Annotated in this window: 14 protein-coding genes and 1 other RNA gene; 3 read left to right on the top strand and 12 right to left on the bottom strand. The window is 57.8% G+C overall.

What is annotated here, in order from left to right:
* Window positions 1-128: 128 nt before the first annotated feature.
* The 12 genes from WHS88_03005 to WHS88_02950 all read right to left on the bottom strand — a co-directional run bounded on the left by WHS88_03005 (window position 129) and on the right by WHS88_02950 (window position 16,572).
* Entirely contained in the window at window positions 129-1,115 is a 987-nt protein-coding gene (locus tag WHS88_03005) for a polyprenyl synthetase family protein (GenBank protein ID MEJ5259138.1), read from the bottom strand.
* Window positions 1,102-1,959, bottom strand: coding sequence for a branched-chain-amino-acid transaminase (ilvE, locus tag WHS88_03000; protein MEJ5259137.1), 858 nt, complete (start codon window positions 1,957-1,959; stop codon window positions 1,102-1,104). Before ilvE ends, WHS88_03005 begins: the two co-directional genes overlap by 14 nt.
* A 25-nt stretch (window positions 1,960-1,984) precedes the next feature.
* Window positions 1,985-2,689: an ABC transporter ATP-binding protein gene (locus tag WHS88_02995; protein ID MEJ5259136.1), complete on the bottom strand. Its 705-nt coding sequence runs from the start codon at window positions 2,687-2,689 to the stop codon at window positions 1,985-1,987.
* Window positions 2,690-2,705: 16 nt separating this feature from the next.
* A complete protein-coding gene (locus tag WHS88_02990; GenBank protein MEJ5259135.1) occupies window positions 2,706-4,058 on the bottom strand; it encodes an FtsX-like permease family protein in 1,353 nt (450 codons plus the stop codon).
* Window position 4,059: 1 nt separating this feature from the next.
* Entirely contained in the window at window positions 4,060-5,409 is a 1,350-nt protein-coding gene (locus tag WHS88_02985) for an FtsX-like permease family protein (protein MEJ5259134.1), read from the bottom strand.
* A gap of 35 nt (window positions 5,410-5,444) precedes the next feature.
* Window positions 5,445-6,926, bottom strand: a complete 1,482-nt coding sequence (gene lysS / locus WHS88_02980; protein MEJ5259133.1) for a lysine--tRNA ligase — start codon at window positions 6,924-6,926, stop codon at window positions 5,445-5,447.
* A gap of 15 nt (window positions 6,927-6,941) precedes the next feature.
* A complete protein-coding gene (locus WHS88_02975) occupies window positions 6,942-9,251 on the bottom strand; it encodes a S41 family peptidase (GenBank protein ID MEJ5259132.1) in 2,310 nt (769 codons plus the stop codon).
* Window positions 9,252-9,340: 89 nt separating this feature from the next.
* Window positions 9,341-10,285 carry a class II fructose-1,6-bisphosphate aldolase gene (gene fba, locus WHS88_02970; GenBank protein MEJ5259131.1) on the bottom strand — a complete coding sequence of 315 codons (945 nt, stop codon included), beginning with the start codon at window positions 10,283-10,285 and terminating at the stop codon, window positions 9,341-9,343.
* A gap of 72 nt (window positions 10,286-10,357) precedes the next feature.
* On the bottom strand, window positions 10,358-13,366 hold the full coding sequence (locus WHS88_02965) for a hypothetical protein (protein ID MEJ5259130.1): 3,009 nt from the start codon (window positions 13,364-13,366) through the stop codon (window positions 10,358-10,360).
* 154 nt (window positions 13,367-13,520) lie between these two features.
* Window positions 13,521-14,285 (bottom strand): S24 family peptidase, encoded by a 765-nt coding sequence (locus WHS88_02960; GenBank protein MEJ5259129.1) that lies wholly within the window; start codon window positions 14,283-14,285, stop codon window positions 13,521-13,523.
* A gap of 71 nt (window positions 14,286-14,356) precedes the next feature.
* An RNA gene (rnpB, locus tag WHS88_02955) (RNase P RNA component class A) lies at window positions 14,357-14,975 on the bottom strand.
* 277 nt (window positions 14,976-15,252) lie between these two features.
* Complete coding sequence (locus tag WHS88_02950) at window positions 15,253-16,572, bottom strand: lactate racemase domain-containing protein (GenBank protein MEJ5259128.1); 1,320 nt, start codon at window positions 16,570-16,572, stop codon at window positions 15,253-15,255.
* Between the two features lie 112 nt (window positions 16,573-16,684).
* Between WHS88_02950 and WHS88_02945 the strand changes: the two genes are divergently transcribed.
* From WHS88_02945 to WHS88_02935, 3 genes are read left to right on the top strand one after another with little or no spacing between them, the layout of a single operon-like run.
* Entirely contained in the window at window positions 16,685-17,332 is a 648-nt protein-coding gene (locus WHS88_02945) for a TetR family transcriptional regulator (protein MEJ5259127.1), read from the top strand.
* The gene (locus WHS88_02940) at window positions 17,329-18,792 is read left to right on the top strand and encodes an efflux transporter outer membrane subunit (protein MEJ5259126.1); all 1,464 of its coding nucleotides are present in this window, start codon (window positions 17,329-17,331) and stop codon (window positions 18,790-18,792) included. Before WHS88_02945 ends, WHS88_02940 begins: the two co-directional genes overlap by 4 nt.
* Before the next feature lie 32 nt (window positions 18,793-18,824).
* Window positions 18,825-20,039: an efflux RND transporter periplasmic adaptor subunit gene (locus WHS88_02935; GenBank protein MEJ5259125.1), complete on the top strand. Its 1,215-nt coding sequence runs from the start codon at window positions 18,825-18,827 to the stop codon at window positions 20,037-20,039.
* Window positions 20,040-20,054 lie beyond the last annotated feature (15 nt).

Genomic DNA, 20,054 nt, shown 5'->3' with positions numbered 1-20,054 from the left:
GGAATGACCTCTGCCTGTTCCCTGATAACGGATGGGGCCCGCTTGATTGTTTGGGATTGTGAAGAGGACGGTCTTTTTCTTGGGATAAACAGCGCCTTTGAGAGGGTATGAAGCGGGCTTAAGAACGCTCAGGGCGTCTTGGCAGTCTCTTCGGCCAGTTGAAACAGCGCCTTTTTTGCGGCACTGTCCGCCAGCGGCTGCAGCGCCCTGCACGCCTGTTCTGTCAGGGCGGCAAGCTCCTGATGAATCTGAAAAGGAACGGAGGATTTTTTGATTTGCCGGAGAACAGCGGAGTGTTTGCGGGGATTTTCAAGATGTTCGACGGCCTGCCGTTTTTCATCTTCAGAGAAAGTTTCCAGCCAGAGGATAACCGCCAGGGTCGGCTTGCCTTCTCTCAGGTCCGTGCCGAGGGTCTTGCCGGTTTTGGATTCTGTTGAAAACAAATCGGCGGCGTCATCGCGGATTTGAAAGGCCTGCCCAAAATACAGTCCATACTCACAAAGCGCCTGAACGGCGGCCTCCTCCGCCTGGGCCCATTGGGCGCCGAGCCGGCAGCTGAGGGCAAACAGCGCGGCGGTTTTTCCTGTGATGATTTGTCTGTACAGGTCTTTGCTCATCCGCCAGTTTCCCCGGTGAATGTTCTGCAGCAGTTCTCCTTCGCAGATATCCTGAGCGGTTTTTACGATTTGTTCGGTCAGGGCGGGCTGGTGCAGCCGGGCGCCGAGCCCCAGCGCGCGGCTGAGCAGAAGATCTCCCAGCAGCACGGCGGCCGTGTTGCCCCAGAGAATATTGGCGGACGGACGGCCTCGCCGCAGGGCGGCCCGGTCCACCACATCATCATGAAGCAGGGTCGCCGTATGAATCAGCTCAATCATGGCGGCTAGGTCGATATGTTCAGGATAAATCCGCCCGCACGCCTTGGCGCTGAGCAGAAGCAGCAGGGGGCGAAGCATTTTGCCCGGCTTCTCCGCCAGCGTGTCCAGACGTGAAGCCAGCAGAGGGTTGTCAGTCGAGAGGGCTTGCCGGATTCGGATCTGTACGCTCTGGAGCTCCGCCTGAACGAGCTGCTCAATCGACCGAAAGGCCGAATCAGATAAGGGCTCAGGCGTGGGCATAGGCGTAAAATTTCTCACGAAGTTTTCGTGTAATGGGCCCCGGCTTGCCGTCGCCGATGATGCGGCCGTCCATTTCCACCACGCCGATGACTTCCGCGGCGGTTCCGGTCAGGAAAAATTCATCCGCCGTGTACAAATCAAACCGCGTCAGATTTTTTTCAACCACCGGAATCTGCTCTTCCCGGGCCAGTTTGATAACGATGCGCCGCGTAATGCCGTCCAGCGAACCGGCCTGCACGGGCGGGGTATAAAGCGTTCCCTCCGAAACAATGAAGATGTTGTCGCCGGAGGCCTCGGCCACGTAGCCGTCGTGGCTGTAGAGAATCGCCTCGGAAGCACCGGCATCGACGGCCTCGATTTTTGCAAAGATGTTGTTCAGATAGTTCAGACTTTTCACCTGCGGCGGGATGCTCATCGGATGATTGCGAACCGTCGGGACGCTGATGACTTTCAGCCCTTTTTCATACAGCTCCGCCGGATAAAGGCGGATTTTGTCGGCGATGATAATCACGCAGGCGCGTTTGCACAAAAAAGGATTCAGTCCCAGGTCACCCACCCCGCGGGTAACCAGCAGACGAATGTAGCCGTCGGTAATCTGGTTGGCCCGGACGGTTTCCTCCACGGCCTTTTTGAGCGTCGGCAGGTCCATCGGAATAGTCAGGCGGATGACCTTGGCGGATTTGTAAAGCCGCTCGAGGTGGGCGTCGTGTTCAAAGATTTTTCCGCTGTACACCCGAATCCCCTCAAAGACTCCGTCTCCATAAAGCAACCCATGGTCAAAAACGGAAATTTTTGCATCCTCCTGATTGACTAATTTGTCATCGAGCCAGATTTTCAAACCCATTCGACGCTCCGAACTGCAGGTTATATTAAGATTTTTTCGACGTCTCGACGATTCGGCCGTCCTCGAGGTGAACAATTTCCCCAGCCATCTGTGCAATCCGCAGGTCATGCGTGACCATGATGATGGTTTGCCCGCCTCGGTTGAGCTCTTTCAGGACATCTAATATACCAGAACCTGTTTTGGAGTCAAGATTTCCGGTCGGCTCGTCGGCCAGCAGGAGGGCGGGTTTGTTCATCAGGGCGCGTGCAATAGCGGCCCGCTGACGTTCGCCGCCGGACAGCTCATACGGGCGGTGTCGAAGCCGTCCGCCCAGCCCAAACCGTTCGAGCAGAGCCGCCGCGGACTCCTGAAGCTCCTTTTTTTTCTTCAAATACCCGGCGGGACCGTTGGAAATCATGGCCGGAAGCAGGGTGTTTTCGAGGACATTCAGCTCATTAAGGAGGTGATAAAACTGAAATACAAACCCTACGGATTGGTTGCGATATCGATTCAGCTGGGCGGCGGAAAGTTTACTGATGTCTTTCCCTTCGAATTCTACACAGCCGCTGTCCGGTTTATCCAGGGCGCCCAAGATATGCAGCAGGGTGCTTTTGCCGCTGCCGGAGGCCCCCACGACGGCTGTAAAAGAGCCGGGCTGAACCCTCAGCGAGACGCCTTTGAGAACCTGGAGGGTCTGTTTGCCCATCGGATAGGACTTGTGGATATTTTTGGCTTCAATGATTGGGTTCATAGTTGTTCCTGAATAATTAAACCTGACTGACTCGAAGCACCTCCACGGGTTCCTTCCGGGCGGCCTGGAAAGCCGGTATCAGCGCTCCGGCCAGACAGGCGGCCACAGCGGCCAGTCCGACAGTCAGCAGAAATTCCGGCTGAATCTGATTCGGAATCTGTCCGATGGCGTAGATGGTTCGGTCCCACAGCTGAAAATCAAACCGCTCAAACAGCCAGTTTTCGATGGGGTTGATATATACAAGGAACAAACAGCCGCCGGCAGCCCCCAGCAGAGCGCCGCAAAGGCCGATGAGCGCAGCGAAATTCAAAAAGACCTGAGCGATTCTGACTTTGGACATTCCGACGCTTTGGAAAATCCCGATGTCTTTGCTTTTGTGGCCCACCAGCATATAAAAAATCACAAAGACAATAAAGACGGTGATGAGGCCGAGCATCAGAAAAAGCAGAATCAGCATCGTTTGTTCTTTTTCGACGGCGGCGATTCGGCTGCGTCGGTTTTCCAGCCAGCTTTGGACGCGCACCGCCTCGAGCAGATTAAAATAGGGATGATTGCGGCGGCTGTCCAGATACTCCGTCCACAGTCTTCGCACCTGTTCGACGCCTTCCTGAAGCCCCACCGAGGGCTTAAAGCGGATATGAATCGAACTGATGCGCGGAAACGGGCTGTCCATTCCGGTCAGCAGGCGTGCTTCCTCCAGCGGCAGGTAAATCATGCTGCCGTCAATCTGCGGGATACCCGTGTGGCTGTCATCGGCCAGATAGTAGGTTTTGCTGTTGACCAGGTCTGTGCCGCCGCGCGCCATGGCCCCGCGTGGGGTCAGCGGAAAGCTGCTTAAAATCAGCCGGATGGGGACGGGCTGAAGCGGATGCAGGTAGGTTCCCTGCGAGGTTCGGCTGATTCCGGCCAAATCGATGCCGACCACACAGCCCGGCTCGTTCGGGGCATACGAAGGCACAAACGCCAGATGGGGCTGGTCTTTGCGGTAATGCAGGGAGCGGCCGAATCCGGTGGCGGCGCTGTGACGGACCGGGTCGATGCCGAGAAACTGAACGGCGATATTCCAATCGGCTCCGGCCTGGGTAATCAGGCCGACGCCGAATACGGCCGGGGAAACGGCCTCAATAAACGGCTGGGATTCGAGCAGGGCCAGCCAGTTCGGGTCATCCGGAAATCCTACCAGGGAATCCGTTGTAAGGATGCAGTCGCCGACGGCGCGGTGATTTTTTTCTTTGAAATCGGAGGCCAGTCCATTCATCACCGTCAGCACCACCACCACGATAAAGGTGCAGAGAGCCACGGCCGCCACGGCCAGCCAGGAACTGGGACGGGTGCGAAAATAGCGGACGGCCAGCTTCCAGACAAGCATCCTATTCGTACCTCAGCAAACGAACCGGTTCAAGCCAGGCCGCCCGCAGCGCCGGAATGAGGGCTCCGGCTACGGAGGCCAGAATCGCCGCCGGAAAAATCCATCCCGCAGCGGACCAGTCAACCGTATTCGGAATCTGCGAAAACATATACACCCCGGCTTTCCAGATTTTCAGACCGAACAGACGGCTGATTTGGAGTTCAATCGAATTGATATGAAAGGTAATCAGCCAGCCCAGAAGGATGCCGAGTGCCGCTCCGGCGGCGCCATTGAGGAAACCGAAGGCCAGAAACAGTCCGGCGACGTCGCGGCGGGAGGCCCCGCAGCTTTTGAGAATGGCGATGTCTTTTTGTTTGGTCATCACCAGCAGCGAAAAGATGCAGAAGACCAGCAGAATCACCGATAAGCTGACCAGTCCGAAAATCAGCAGCAGGACCCCCATTTGTTTGCGGTACTCAGCAATGAGCCGGGCCTGAAGCCGGCGAGAGGTTTCAATCGAGGCAAACGGTCCCCAGGCAAATCGGTCTTTGGCGAAATTGTCCCAGATGCCCCGGACAATTGCCAGACCTGTGTCTTCGGAAACGCCGGGGGCCAGCCGAATCTGAATAATATCCGCCGCCGGGGCGGGCAGGTCAGGATACAAAACGGCCGAAAGGGCTTCGAGCGGGACAAAGACATTCTGTTCATCCAGGTCCCAGACGCCGGTCTGCATCACGTCGGTGCAGGTAAACCGCAGGACCCTTCGTCGGAACTGCATCGGAGCCGGGCCCAACGACTCGCCGGCGGGCACGGATTGCAGCGAGCCGGTTGTCAGGGCCATTTTCTGTCCGATATAGCGTCGGACCTCGTCGAGGTTGTATTCATCGGTCTTTTCATCGGGCGCTGTGAGCACCCCAATGCCGACAAACCCGCCGATTTCACCGGTGTTCTGCGGGTCGAAGGACGGGTTTGTCTGTCCTTTCTGAACCAGCAGCGTATCCTGCAGGGGGCTGAGGGCCAGCCGCTGGGGCAGCTGAATGCCCCAAACCCGCACGGGACGGACCTTGCCGGGGCCGGCCAGAAGCAGACCGTGATTTTTCAGCACGGCCGCAGCCGCCTGGACGGCAGCGGGCTTTTGAAGCGCTTCCAGCAGCACCTCAAAATCGGTAATCAGCTGTCCGGAGGGGGCCTCCAGGACAATATCCCCCAGATGCCGCGTGGTGCTGGTTTCGAGGGCGGCGATAAAGCCGGTAAACAGACTGGCGGTAATCAGCAGCAGGGCGCAGCTGAGGGCCACGGCGGTGATGCTCAGCAGCATCATCCGGCGCCGGCGAAGATAGCGGCCGCATAAAAAGAAGGATACATGCTTCACACAGACTGCTCCTGCGAATTTCGAAGCGTTGACCGTCAGGAGGAAGCGTCCGTTTCCTCCAAAGATTCCGGCATCTGTCCGGCGGCAGCGGGCTTAAGCAGCGGAAAGAGGATGACATCGCGAATGCTCGGCGCATCCGTCAGCAGCATCACAAGCCGGTCGATGCCGATGCCCAGTCCGCCGGCCGGCGGCATCCCGTACTTCAGAGCCGTGATAAAGTCCTCATCCATTTTCGCCATGCTTTCATCGGCGCTGAGGCCCCGCAGCTGCCGGCGGAAGTTGGCCTCCTGGACATCCGGGTCGTTCAGTTCCGTATAGGCGTTGGCCAGTTCCATTGTGCCGGCGTACAGTTCGAAGCGTTCGGCGTAGCGGGGGTCTGCCTTGCTGGTTCGGGTCAGCGGGCACAGCTCCGCCGGATAATCCAGCACAAAGGTCGGGTTGACCAGATTCGATTCCACCGTCGCTTCAAACACTTCATTAATCACGACGGCATCTTCCATCCGGGTTTCGTCGATGCCCAGGGCACGGGCTTTGGCACGGACGGCCGGAATATCCTCAATCCGGCAGCCCGCATATTCCTCCAGCAGCTCGCTGTATCGGGCCCGACGCCAGGGCCGGGACCAGTTGACCTGCATCGAGCCGAACGGCAGAATCGGCCCCGGACAGTGGGTTTCTATCAGAGCGCTGATGAGCGATTCGGTCAGGTCCATCATATCACGGTAGTCTGCATAGGCCTGATAGAGTTCCATCATCGTAAATTCCGGGTTGTGCCGGGTGCTCAGGCCCTCATTGCGGAAGTTGCGGTTGATTTCGAAAATCTTTTCCATTCCGCCGACCAAAAGCCGCTTGAGGAACAGTTCGGGGGCAATCCGCAGATACAAATCGATGTCCAGCGCGTTGTGATGTGTTATGAAAGGACGGGCGGCGGCCCCGCCGGCAATGGACTGCATCATCGGGGTTTCCACCTCGACGAAGCCCTGCTGATGGAGAAAGGCGCGGACGGAGGCCACCAGAGCGCTGCGTTTGAGGAACCGCTGCATCACCTCCGGATTGGCCCAGAGGTCCACATAGCGGCGGCGGTAGCGCAAATCCACATCCGCCAGACCGTGAAACTTCTCCGGCGGCGGCAGCAGGGCCTTGCTCAGCAGAGTCAGCTGTTCGACCCAGATGGTGATTTCGCCGGTTTTGGTCTTGCCGAGAGTCCCTTCGGCCCCGACCAGGTCGCCCAGGTCGATGCGTTTGACCAGTTCCCACTGTCCGGCCAGAAGCTGTTTGCTCAGGCCCAGCTGAATGGCCCCGCTGGAGTCCCGCAGGGTGATAAAGATGAGTTTGCCGATGTCGCGCAGGAGCACAATGCGTCCGGCACAGCGGGCGCGCTGGCCCTCCTGCCCGTCGATGTATCGGTTTTTCACGGATTGAGCCGGTTCTGTATTCGGGAACCGGCCGCCGTAGGGGTCAAGACCCATTTGGCGAATCTGCTGACATTTTTCTCTTCGCTGCTGCTCGAGTTTGTTCATGCGGAGAACCTGTCCTTACAAAATTTCATTCGGGTCAATCGGCCGCTGCCAGATTGTCAAATCCGGCGGCTGAATCGGAACGCCCTGCTGAAGCAGTTTGGCCTGGACGACCAGCAGGGCCGCCGACAGCTGCGGGTCTGACAAGAGGGTTTCCTGAAGCGTATAGCGGCGTTCGTCTTCATTGTTGTGAAAGGTCTGCACGAGGATGTCGTTCTTTCGCTGAATCTCCAGCATCCGGCGCAGTTCATGGCTGTACATTTCGACTTCGACATCCGGAGCGATGCCCCAGTCTTTGCGGCCGAGCCGTTCCATCTGGTAGCGGTTTTTCACCGGCTGATCACTGGGCAGGTGATAGTAGGCCACGGTATATTTCAGCTGCGAGCCGCCGCCGGTAAAGGGGGTGACGACCTGGACGGAGCCTTTGCCGTAGCTGCGGGTGCCCACCAGGACGGCCCGGCGGTGTTTGGGGTCCTGCAGGGCGCCGGCCACAATCTCCGAGGCGCTGGCGCTGCCGCCGTTGATGAGGACGACCATCGGATAATTCGGGTGCGTCCCTTTTTCGTGGGCCATTTCATACGTGGCAAAGCCGTGACGCGGATTGCTTTTGACGATGACGCCTCTGGTCAGGAACAAGTCGGCCACTTCCGCGGCGCTGTTCAGATAGCCGCCGCTGTTGTAGCGCAAATCCAGAATCAGGGCCTTCATCCCCTCTTTTTCCAGCTGGGTGAGAATCTTGTCCAGGTCATCCCGGGAAGTCTCGGAAAAAGACGTCAGCCGCACATAGCCGATTCGATTGGCTTTGTCCGCCCAGAAGTCCCACTGGCCGGTTTCGGTGCGCTGCCAGCCGCGGATGGGCTGAACGACAATCCGGTCGCGGACGATGGTATAGTCCTTCACTTCGCCGGTGGAGGGCCGCCGGATGGTCAGCGTGACTTTGGTGCCTTTGGGCCCGGTGATTTTGCTGACCGCGCAGAAAATTGTCATCTTTTCCGTCGGTTCGCCGTTGACGGCCAGGATTTCATCATACGCATCCAGGCCCGCCCGATAGGCGGGTGTATCCGGCAGGAGACTGACAATCGTCAGCACCCCCGTGGCCTTGGAAATCTCCACGCCGATGCCGCTGAACTGCTGGGTCAGATTCTTCTCAAAATCCTTCACGTACCAGGGCCAAACGAGGTCGGTAAACGGGTCCAGCGTCTGCAGGACGGCCTGCGAAAAGTGGGCAATCATCACTTCCGGCGGAAGCGAAAGGGTGGTTTTGTTCAGCGTCAGCAGCGCATTCAGCAGCTCTTTGAGGTCGGCGGCCTGAAGGTCCGTTTTGCCCTTCCGTTCGGCTTCGAGAGCGTTCAGCTTTTCCAGAAAGGCCGCGGCGGCGGCTGCATCGGCGCGATAGGCGATTTCCGCCGAGGATTTTTCGAGCACCCGCACCAGCAGGCGGCACCGCACAAGGGCCTTGTCCATCATTTCCCTGTAATCGAGCGGACGCACATAGTTGTTGTCCAGCAGATACAGGGCCCGTTCAAACATCTCCGGCTTGATGTCCTGATAGCGTTTCTGGACGGTGTCGTCGCAGGAGCCGTCTTTGAGCGACAGCTCAATTTCCAGCAGTTCAGACAGTTCGTCGGCTTTTTCCCGATACTCCGGATTGTCCTCATCCAGGGCCGTCAGCCAGTAGTACGCGCGGAAATAGGCGTCGGTCCAGCGTCCCTGCTCTTCGTAGGTGCGGGCCCGCTGGAGGGCGGCCTGAACAATCTGCTGGATAAATGAGTCCTGCAGGAGGGCCTGTTTTTCCTCGTCTGTGGCCAGGTCCCGCAGTCGAATGGCGGCCGCCAGAACCCCTTCCAGCCCGTTGGCATCAGCCGGGGCCGTGCTGTCCGGCAGGTCCTCATCCTCCGAGAGAGCAAGCGATGTCTCGGACGGAGTCGGCTCGGCCAAAGCCGCCAGGTCCTGGATTTTCGATTTCAGTTCCGTCAGCCGCTGCTGCTGTTTTTCCCAGACCTGCCGGCGAATCTCCTGCCGCCGCTGCTGCATGGACTCCCAGCCCAGGAGAATTTGTCGAAATGATTCCAGAACCCCGTTCTCTCCGGCGGCGGTCTCGAGCGTTTCTCGGGCGGCCGCCGGATTGCCGCTGCAGAAAAAGTCAATGGCGGAAGCGGCTTTCAGCGAAACCGGCAGCGGAGAAGATGCGGCGGCGGTTTTATGGGATTCGGTGGGTTTTTGGGAGGACTGTGCCGGTCGGTCCGGCTCACAGCCCAATCCCAGCCACAATCCGGCTGCCAGGAGCAGTCCGGCGGCGAATTTCCAGTGTTTCATTTTTGCATACATATCGGTGTTTTGTTTTTTCAAGCAAGAGGCAGGACGGCGACCGCCGTCCTGCCGGGTTGGTTCTCCCTGATTTTTGTAAAGTCGTCTGATTACAGACATTCAGCGGCTTTGCCGGCGCAGCCGAGCACGTGCAGTTTGTGCTTGACCATCTGCTTGATGGCTTCACGGCCCGGCCCCAGATATTTACGCGGGTCGAATTCGCCGGGTTTTTCCGCAAAGACCTGGCGAATCTTGGCGGTCAGAGCCATTCGCAGGTCTGTGTCGATATTGACCTTGCAGACGGCCATTTTGGCCGCCCGGCTGATGGCCTCCTCCGGCACGCCCATCGCATCGGGCATCTTGCCGCCGTACTTGTTAATCAGGTCTTTGAACTCTTTCAGCACGCTGCTGGCCCCGTGCATCACCAGCGGGAAGCCGGGCAGACGCTGCTGAATCTTCTCTATCACGTCAAAGGCGATTTTCGGTTCGCTTTTGAACTTATACGCCCCGTGGCTGGTTCCGACGGCCACGGCCAGCGAGTCGCAGCCGGTCTTTTCCACAAAGGTCTGCGCCTGAGCGGGGTCGGTCAGGTGGGCCGATACGTCATCCACACCGACCACATCTTCTTCGATGCCGCCCAGCTGGCCCAGCTCGGCCTCCACAACCACACCGTGAGCGTGGGCATACTTGACCACTTCCTTGGTAATCCGGACGTTTTCCTCAAACGGATGGTGGGAGGCGTCAATCATCACCGAGGTAAAGCCGTCATCGACGCACTGCTTGCAGATTTCAAAGGTGTCGCCGTGGTCCAGATGCATGCAGATGGGAATGTCGGGGTTTTCCGCCACGGCCACGTCAATAATCGCCTTCAGATAGCTCATCTTGGCGTATTCGCGGGCCCCCCGGGAAATCTGCAGAATCAGCGGGGCCTTCTCTTCGGCAATTGCGGCCACGATGCCCTGCGTGATTTCCATGTTGTTGACGTTGAACGCCCCGATGGCGTAGCCGTTTTTGTAGGCCATTTCAAACATTTTTTTGGTTGTGACTAAAGCCATAACACTTCCTTTCTTCTTGTATTGACGTTCCGAAAAACAGTCTGTCATCCGGTTTTGAATCGGTCCGGCGGATTACTCCTCCCGCACCGGTTCGGTCATGCCCATATAGCGCCGTCCGATGGCCAGCTCCCGAACTCCCTGCGGCCAGATGCTCAGCGAAACCATCCGGCGGTCCAGGGATTCATCCAGCGAAAAACTCAGCCCGTAAAAGAGCCGGTGATAATGCCGAATCAGCGTCAGTTCGCTGCGGACGGTTTTGCCGTATTCGAAATTGTATTCCTGAGCCACGACGGCCGTATAGCGGGTGCCCAGCGAATACGTCAGGGCCGCCACGAGCGAATGGGAGCCCTCCTCGTGAATCCCTTTGGAGGGGATATCGACGCGCACGGGCCGCAGATACCGGCTTCCGATGTAATAACTCAGGTCCGGATAGACATAGCGGCTGATGCCGATATCCGCCTGCTGAATCTGTCCGCTGTCGATGTCATAATTCTGGTCGCTGAGCACGGCGGTTGTCTCGCTGACTTTCCATTCCACGTCGCTTCGGAGCGTGTTCCGCACCAGCCCGAAGAAGGGGTTGGCCCGTCGGGTCCGCAGCGGGATGGAGGGGTCGTTGAACAGAAAGCCTGCCGGTCCGTACCGCCCCAGCGGATCAATGTCTTCCTCCGCCGGATTCTTCACCCAGGTGGCATCCAAATCCCAGCGGAGCCAGTCCACGATTTCCTGTCGGCCTTCGGGGCCTCGGCGGGTCTGCCACCGCTGAGAAAGACCGACATTGTACATATTGCGCATTTCCACGGCGGGGCTGTTGTCTTCAAACAGGGCCGCTTCAAAGTGCGGTTTGACCAAATGGCGGATGCCGTTCAGATTCCACAAGCGGCTCTGGACGGACGGGTCTGTCTTCCAGAACATCGTGGACATCCGCACGCCGTACTCGCCGAGAACCGGTGTGTCTTCCGGAGAGACCGGCGTGCCGTCCAGGTCCAGATTGAATTCGCCGTGGTCCTCGTAAGCAAAGGTGACGGCGGCATACGGCACGGCCTTAATGGTGCCCAGCATCAGCGGCCAGTCCACTTCATTGCGGGTATAAGCCAGCGTATAGAAATCTTCTTTTGTCGGCGGCAAAACGAGGTCTTCATCAAACCGGTTGCGCAGCCGTCCGACCTGCGTGTCGCTGTAGAACGTCAGCCGGTGGTCCCAGAAGGACGCCCCTTTGAGGTGATATTCCACCGTCGGCAGTTCTTCGATGGTTGTCTCGAAGTCGTTGATGCGGGTCTTGCCGAGAATCGAAAAGGCCCAGTTGTCCTTCAGCCGCTTCAGGTGCACCAGTGTTTCCTGGGGCTTATCCGTATAGTATTCTCCCCGGTACATCCATTCCTGGAAATAGCGGTCGGACAGGTATCCGACTTCGAGGGTCAGCTGCCAGTCTTCGGGCAGGTATGTGCGGTGCCGCCAGCTGAACCGTCCGCGGACATCCTGTTCCGGGTCCACGTTGCGCCGTTCGCTGCCGTACCGCCCGAGGTCATCGGTGCCCCGATAGGTCATTACGTACCCGAGCAGCTCTCCGAATGAATCGGGGTGTTTGTATTCCGATTCGATGCCGGCGCCGACGCCCCGGTCGCTGAAATAATCCAGGGCCAGCTCGGCATCAGTGCCTTCCGCCTGGGCTTTGCCGAACAGGTTGGCCAGATTCCACCGGGTTTCCACGGCTGTGCCGAATTCGTTGTCGTTTCCGACCCGAAGCCGGCTGAGCGGAAAGGCCGGACGGGCGAAGTTTGTCTGGAAGGCAGGCCATTTCCATATCGTTGCAGGCCCGTATCGGAAGGACACGTCTTCAAAAACGGCTTCCGGTCGTGAGCCGGAGGCCCGGGTGCGTGCCCGTTCTTCCAGCTGCTCGCCGGTCATCAGAATCATTCGGGCGGCTCGGACGGAGATTTGCGGCAGATAGAACTCGCTGTCGGTCAGCTCCACCTGTTCGCCTTCGAATGTCGTCTCGTTGATTCGCCGCAGGGTTTCGGCCCGAATGTAAATCGGGATAGCGCGGGTGGGGCTGAAGGTCCGCAGCTCGGCCCCGACGACCAGCGCCTGCTGCCGCTGAAAATCATAGTAAATCTCATCCGCCCGGATGGTCATCTCGCCTTCAGTCATCACGATATTGCCGGCCAGATACACCCCTTCGATGGTGCCGGAGGCGATTTCATTGCCGCCGGGACCTGGTCGGGTCTGCGTCAGAGAATCACCCCCGTAATACACCACGGCGCTGTCCGCCAGAAATTCCAGCAGGGTGCCTTCCTCATCGCGCTTCTGCCACAGATAAAACCGTCCGGAAATGGTGGCGGCTTTGCGGCCGTCCGGCAGGGTTCGAATCTCAATTTCGGGGGCCGGTTCCCAGAGGGCGTTGATGTGAATCGGATACGATACAGCGGGCTTTTTCTCTTTGGGGGCGGTTGAGGAGGATTGGGCAAGGCGGGTCTGGGCGGCCGCGGCGGATTTTCGGACCGCCGGACTGTGCGGCGGCAGAAAACGGTCTTCCATCCGGGGCACATAGGCCGTCAGCGGCGGAACAGGGCCCTGACGAATCCGCCCGAAGGTGTCCAGGGCCCGCTGATACAGCGGGTCGCTTTCGAGCTCCTCTTGGCGAAGCGTTTCTTCCTCCCGGACCGTCACAAACACCTGTCCGGTCACCAGAAACCGAACGGCAAGCCGATGGGCGTTTTCCGCCACCGGCGCCGACGAAACCGTCATTCTCGAGCGGCTTCCTTTTTTCAGGGACACACCGCCCTCCAGATACAGATACGCTTCGTAATATTGTCCTTCAGAAAGACCGGATGGTTCCGTCCGCAGCCGGAGCACCGCGACAGCCCGGTCGGCAAAGAACTGGTTGTCGCCGATGCTTCCTTCGACCTGCCCTTCCAAAATCAGCCGGGACGGCTCCTGCGGGTCCTCAGCGGCCCGGAGCATTCGTCGGGCGGACAGATGCATATCCTGGCCGGCCGGAAACAGAGGGGTTCCTTCCGCCCAAGCGGCGGCCGATGCGGCAATCAACGGCCAGAAAAGCCATCCGATCCTTCGAATCTGCATGACTTATACCTTTCCGGAAGCTAACCAGACTCTTTGTATCTTTTCCGTGGAGAACATCCGCCTCTTCAAACCTGGAGATTATAGCGATTCAGCGGGTCAATTCCATACAAAAAAGCGAATAATCAGGGGATAGAACGCCCCCCGAATGCCGCCCTTAGAGACGTCGGTATTGGATAACCGCCCGGTACAATCCATTCAGACGGGCGGCTTTGACGATTTGCGGGGGGTATTTTTCATTTCGGGGCTGGAGGCGAATCTGGTCTTTGGAGTCAAAAAAGACCCGTTTGAAGGTGGTTTCATACGGGTTTTGGAGTCGGACAAGGCAGTCCGCCCCGCTCTGGACCGCGGCGGCGGGGGAGAAAATCACGATGTCGCCCTGGCGAAATTCCGGTTCCATCGAATCGCCGACCACCCGCAGGGCAAAGGCATTGGGGTCGTGCAGGTCCGGAGCCAGGACATAGTCGTCGGCAATCCCGGCCGGATAGCCGAGGTCGTCAAAATCGTTGGGATAGCCGGCGGCTACTTTATTGATAACCGGTATCCAGTTTCCAGGCGGGCGGTTGAGGGCGGTTTCCGTCTCCCGGCGAAACAGTTTGCTGACGTCTGAGATGCTTTGTTTGCGGGAAAGCAGATTTTGGATGAGAGTGCGATATCGGCGGTTTTCTGCCGTGAGGGCCTCAAACTCTCGTCGGATGTCGGCGGGGATTTTTTCTTTGTGTGCCAAATGAAGGAGATAGCCGCTCTTGAATTGGAGGATTTTTTCGAGTTTCCCTATCAGTTCGTCGGAGGGCGGGTTTTTGACTCGTCCGGTCTCAATGGTGGAAAGGTAGGGTTTGGAAAAGCCGGTCCTGGCGGCCACTTCATCTAAGGTCAGCCGGAGTTCTTTGCGTTTTTGACGGATGACTTGTCCGAAGGTCATAAAGCCAGTTTAACAACTGTTTGTGAAACAATCAAAGAATATTTGATAAATATCTAACAACGAAAGGAGAAAAAAAGAGTGGGTCTGTAAGCCGAGTTCTGTTCCCCGCACCTACTTGGAGTGCAGTCCGGTGTTTCCGCTGACAGGTTGAAAGACACGCTGTAAGGCACGTCGGACACTCCAAGTAGGTGCGGGGCGGCGGTTATTACACTGGACCGATTGTTGCCAATCGGCTCTGCCGGAAGGTTTCCCCTCAGGCAAGCAACCTACCCGCCGGAATCGCCCGGGCCAGGCTCCGGCATACTTGGTTTTGCAGGCGGCGGGGTTTGCCGTGCCGCTGCCGTTGCCGACAGCGCGGTGCGCTCTTACCGCACCTTTTCACCTTTGCCTGATCCCCGCACCTGCTTGAAGAGCCGAACGGGTTCTGTTCCGGAAGGTTGAAATGGTCCAAACCAAAAACCCTCTGTTCTTCAAGTAGGTGCGGGGCCATCGGCTGTGTGTTTTCTGTGGCACTTTCCCTCGGGTTGCCCCGGGCGGCCGTTAGCCGTCGCCGTGCCCTGTCCTGCTCGGACTTTCCTCCCCGCACCTACTTGGAGAGTAAACCGGTTTTTCCGCAGAGAGGTTGAAACACACGCTGCCAGACACGTCGTACACTCCAAGTAGGTGCGGGGCAACCGCCCGACCCACTCTTCTGTATTATACGAAAAAATTTTCTACGAGAGCAATGATTCAAAAAATTATATCCATTTCCGGCAGACAAACCGGCAAAATTAACTCGAGTATATCAAACGTCTTACAATAGAGGACATAATACGCCTTCTAATTCCTGAAAATATTTTCGTTTTTACATCTTTTTAATTTTGTCTCGGTTAACATTTGGGATATAATACTTGCTAAGTTGGGAGAAGGAGGGTAATCCCTTCGGGACTGCCCTCCTTAATTTTTGCGCACTTTTCGGCCGGCATTTTCACTCTGTCTTGAGTTCCTGTTTTTCTGGTTTCGGGCGAATAGCCAGCTTGTTGGCCCCATCCACAAACAGGATTTTGACCAGGGGGTTTTCTTCAATCCATTCATTGAGGAGAGTCTGCGGGTTTTTTACGGCCGTTAGATGAATATTGCGCACCAAGGGCTCTTCGAGCTGCGTGTGAATGTAGAACCTGCTTAGCCGACGCAGCAGCTGGGCGAATCGGTAGGGCTTGTGGCTGTACAATTTGTACTGAGCAGGTTTTTCGCGGAGGATTTGTTCAATCGGCTCGGTCAGTTTCAGATAAAAGTCCTTGTAGGCAATCTGCGGGCAGATGCCGTTGGCACAGGCCGCCAGAAACAGGATTTGCCCCCCGTCGAGCACGACCCGATGGGTCAGCTCCAGCGCCCGCTGGGCGATATACAAATCGCTGTCGTCCGGATGTCCGCCGCAGGAGACAACCATGCGCTCGACGCGCGGGAGGGTATATTCCGTGTGTTCATCGACGGCCAAAAAGGCCTGCGGGGTGACCTCCTGAGCCGGTCCGAACCGGGCCCAGTACAGTTTGCTTTTGTCGCTGATGGTTACGACAGCCCAAACGGCTCGCCCCCGAACGATTTTTTCCATCGCCTCCAGCTGGTCCGCCGCCAGCGGCTGAAGTCGGCGGGCCGGGTTCGGATGCCAGGGATGTGCGCCGTAAATCGAGCGGCTGTCAAAGGTCAGACTGTGATTGACCTGAGCGGTTTGGAACGCGCAGGCACCCGGTACAAAGTTTTTGACGGGATTGGAGTAGCCCGCAAAATAGTGAAATTTGACATCGCTGAAGACCAGAAACACATCCGCATTGTCCAGAACAGCGCTGTAAAGAATCGGTGTGCCGTATTGGGTTCTGCCGGCATCCGACATCCGCGACGTCTGGCAGTCGTGGAGAACGGTTTCATACGAAAAGATTCCCGCCTGCCGAACCAGCTGGACAATTTTTTCGAGGATGGCCTTGTTTTCCGGCGTTTGGGCGGTATGGGTACCGGTGCAAATCAGGAAGGTCAGCTGCTCGGCGCCTTTCAGCAGCCCAAAGACCGGCGGCAGGACCGCATTCCACGGAAAATCTCTTGTCCCATCCGGCAGCAGCACACAAAGACGCTTTCCCTGAATCTGCTGAACAAACTGCCTGGCTTGCGGACGGGCGGAGAGATTAACGAGGGAATCCTGCGGGTGAGCATCCGCCATCGGTCTGGGCCGAATCCAGCCGGCCAGATTTTCCGAAGGCAGATAGAGTTTTAGCTGTTCCCGGCCGTAGTGAAGCGATACTTCCATACCTACCATTTTATGCACTCTTGTCGGGGAAACAAGATTTTGCGAAGAACAGAAAAAGAATCTTGACAGGATTAAAACATCTGTTTAATATATTTGTTTCAAACAAATGTTTTAATTGGATATGGAAAATACCGATAATAATCCTGAAATCAGTTTGGATACACGGAATCGGCTCCTGGATGCGGCGGAAAAACTTTTCTGCCAGGGGGGGTTCGAGGGCATATCCATACGGGATATTACGGCCGAAGCCGGTTGTAATGTGGCCGCCGTCAACTACTATTTCGGCAGCAAGGAAAAACTGTACGAAGAGATGTTTCACAGGCGGCTTTCGGAAAAGATTCAGGGCCATTTGAAGACGATTGAGAGGGTTTGTGCCCGGCCTGAAGCGACAATTGAAGAGCTGCTGCGGGAACTGGTGCGTCCGACGATGGAGTCGGCTTTGCGGGGGGATACTTGGTCCCGTGTGGTGCGGTTTCTTGTCCGGGAGGCCCTTCATCGTCGATTTGATCGGGACAAAATCGCCGAGGAACTGATCGACAAATTTTTTGAGCGGCTGGCCGGGGCATTTCAGCAGCTGCTGCCGGGGCTTGAGAAGCGGGCGGCGTGGCGGGCGGTCCTGACTTTCGAATCGCTCGTGATGCACCCGATTTTGTTTTTTGAGATGTATGACCTAGTGCTGCCGGGCTTTACCGTAGAAGAAATCACCGAGCAGATTGTTCGGGTTGGGGCAGCCGGGCTTCGGAGTTGTTTGAAAGGAACAGCGGAATGATGAACATATCTGTCAGAGGATTTCTTGTTTTGCTGCCGATAGGGATGATTTTTACGGCGGGTTGTAGGGTGGGGCCGGATTATCAGCCGCCGGAGCCGCAGATGCCTGCGGCCTGGAGCCGGCTGGAGGACGCCTCCGTCCCGTCTCCGGACCTCTTCAAACACTGGTGGACGGTGTTGGATGACCCCGTGCTTGAGGGGTTAGTTCAGCAGGCCCTCGAAAGCAATCTGTCCCTGCAGGAGTCTTATTTCCGCATTCAGGAGGCCAGGGCCCTGCGTGATGCGGCTGCCGGCGGACGGTATCCGTCTGTAGGTGCTTCGGGTTCCTACACGCGCAGTCGACAGAGTGAAAATACCGCGTTTGCATACGGCGGGGGCACGGAAATCAGCACCTATTCGGCGAGTCTGGATGCCCTGTGGGAGCTCGATTTGTTCGGGCAGGTCCGCCGTTCCGTCGAAGCGGCGCAGGCCTCTTTGGAAGCGACGGTCGAGGCCGAACGGGCGGTGCGGGTCAGTTTGTGTGCGGAGGTGGCATCGGTTTATGTCGAGCTGCGCACAGCCCAGCTGCGGCTTCGTTATGCCCTGCAGAATCTCCAGACGCAGCAGGAAACGCTTCGTCTGACCTACAGCCGCTTTGATGCCGGATTGGCTCCGGAGCTGGATGTCGCGCAGGCCCGGCAGAACCTGGCGAATACAGAGGCCCAGATTCCGCTGCTTCAGCTGGCTGAACAGCAGGCCGTTCATCGGCTGGCGGTGCTTCTGGGACGTTTTCCGCGGGATTTTGAGATTGGGGCTGCCCGTCCGGATTTGATTCCGATTCCGTCGGAGAAAGGCATTCCGCCTTCGGTGCCGGCGGATTTGCTTCGCCAGCGTCCGGATATCCGGCTGGCTGAGCGTCAGCTGGCGGCCCAGAGCGCCCGCATCGGAATCGCCGCCGCGCAGCTGTATCCGTCGCTGTCTCTGTCCGGGATGTTCGGGCTGTCGTCGGAACATTTTTCCGATTTGGGCCGCTGGTCCAGCCGGACGTTTTCCTTCGGCCCCAGACTGGATTGGAATCTGTTTGCCGGCGGTCGGCTTCGCCGTCTTGTGGAGGCCGAAAAGGCGCGGTTTGAGCAGCTGTATTCGGCTTATGAACAGACAGTTCTGGCCGCCGTCGAAGAGGTGGAAAACGCCATAGCAGCTTATGCCCGCCATCAGGAGCGTCTGGCGGCTCTCCGGCGTTCCGCGGCGGCCGCAGAAGATACCGTTCGGCTGGTAGAAGCCCTGTATCGAAACGGACTGACGGATTTTCAGAATGTGCTGGATGCCCAGCGGACGCTGTATGCCCAGCAGGATTCTCTGGCCGCCGGCGAAGGAGCTGTGGTGCAGGATTTGATTCGGCTCTACAAAGCCCTCGGCGGCGGATGGGACCCGTCTGAGAACCTGGTTTCTTCTTCCTCTGCTTCGAAAGAAAAATCCTAAGGGTTGTTCGAGATTCGAAAGGATACATGCTTATGAAAGGTCGGAAAGCCGTTGTCATTGCCGCTGCTGTGACGCTGCTGATTGTCTTGGTGCTGGCCGCCGGAGTCTGGTTCTGGATGCACCGGCCTAAACCCGGCGCAATGCCGGCTCAGCGGGGACCGATGCCCCTGCCGGTCGTCGCCTGTGAAGTTCGGGATGTGACGGATTATTATGAATTTACCGGCACGACGGAGGCCGTTGATTCCGTGGAGATTCGGGCCCGTGTGGAAGGGTATCTTCAGGGGATTCATTTTACCGACGGCCAGCTGGTCGAAGAAGGGCAGCTGCTGTTTACGATTGAGCCGCAGGCCTATGCCGCCCGTCGGGATGAAGCGGCGGCCCGTCTGAAAGCGGCGGAAGCGGAGCTGGAGCGGGCCCGCGTGGATTTGGAGCGAATCGAAAAGGCCCTCCAGACCAACGCCGTCAGTCAGCAGGACCTGTCCACACGCCGGGCGGCTTTTCTGTCCGCTCAGGCGTCGGTCGATGCCGCTCGGGCGGCGCTGGCGGATGCGGAGCTGAATCTGAGTTATACCCAGATTCGCAGCCCTTTGCGCGGACGCATCGGACGGCATCTGGCGGATGTCGGCAATCTGGTCGGTCCCCAGTCCAAACCGATTCTGGCTTCTGTGGTCCGAACAGAGCCGATGTATGTGTTCTTTTATATGAGCGAATCGATGCTGGATGCCGAGCTTCTCCGCCGCATTCGGCAGGCGGACGGGGAGAATCCTGTGCCGTTTTTTGTTGGACTCGGCGACCGAACGGACTATCTGTTTGAAGGGCGTCTTTGCTTTGCGGACAACACAGTGGACCCGCGGACGGGGACGGTGTATGTTCGCGGGCAGCTGGCCAATGAAAAGGAACAATTGCTGCCGGGGATGTTTGTTCGCGTACGGGTGCCGATTCGACAGCGTCCGAAGGCCGTTTTGATTCCCGAAAAAACCATTCAGACGGATTTGGGCGGAAAATATGTTCTGATTGTCGGAGAGGGGCAGATGCTCCAGCGGCGCGATATTGTTTTGGGAGCATCAGAAGGAACGATGCGGATTGTTCTGCAGGGTCTGGACGGCAGTGAGACCATTCTGGCGGGCGGTTTTTATATGGCTCGCCCCGGGATGCCGATTCAGCCCGTTCCGGCGGGCCAGATGCCGCCGGGAGCCGGCGGGGCGCCGGGCAGTGCGGGCGGTCCGGCTCCGACCGAAAAACCTTGACCGTTTTCAGAGCCG

It is taken from the genome of Anaerohalosphaeraceae bacterium, assembly GCA_037479115.1.
GTDB lineage: Bacteria > Planctomycetota > Phycisphaerae > Sedimentisphaerales > Anaerohalosphaeraceae > JAHDQI01.
The sequence above is the reverse complement of the archived record's forward strand: the minus strand, read 5'-3'. Positions and strand labels throughout refer to the sequence as shown.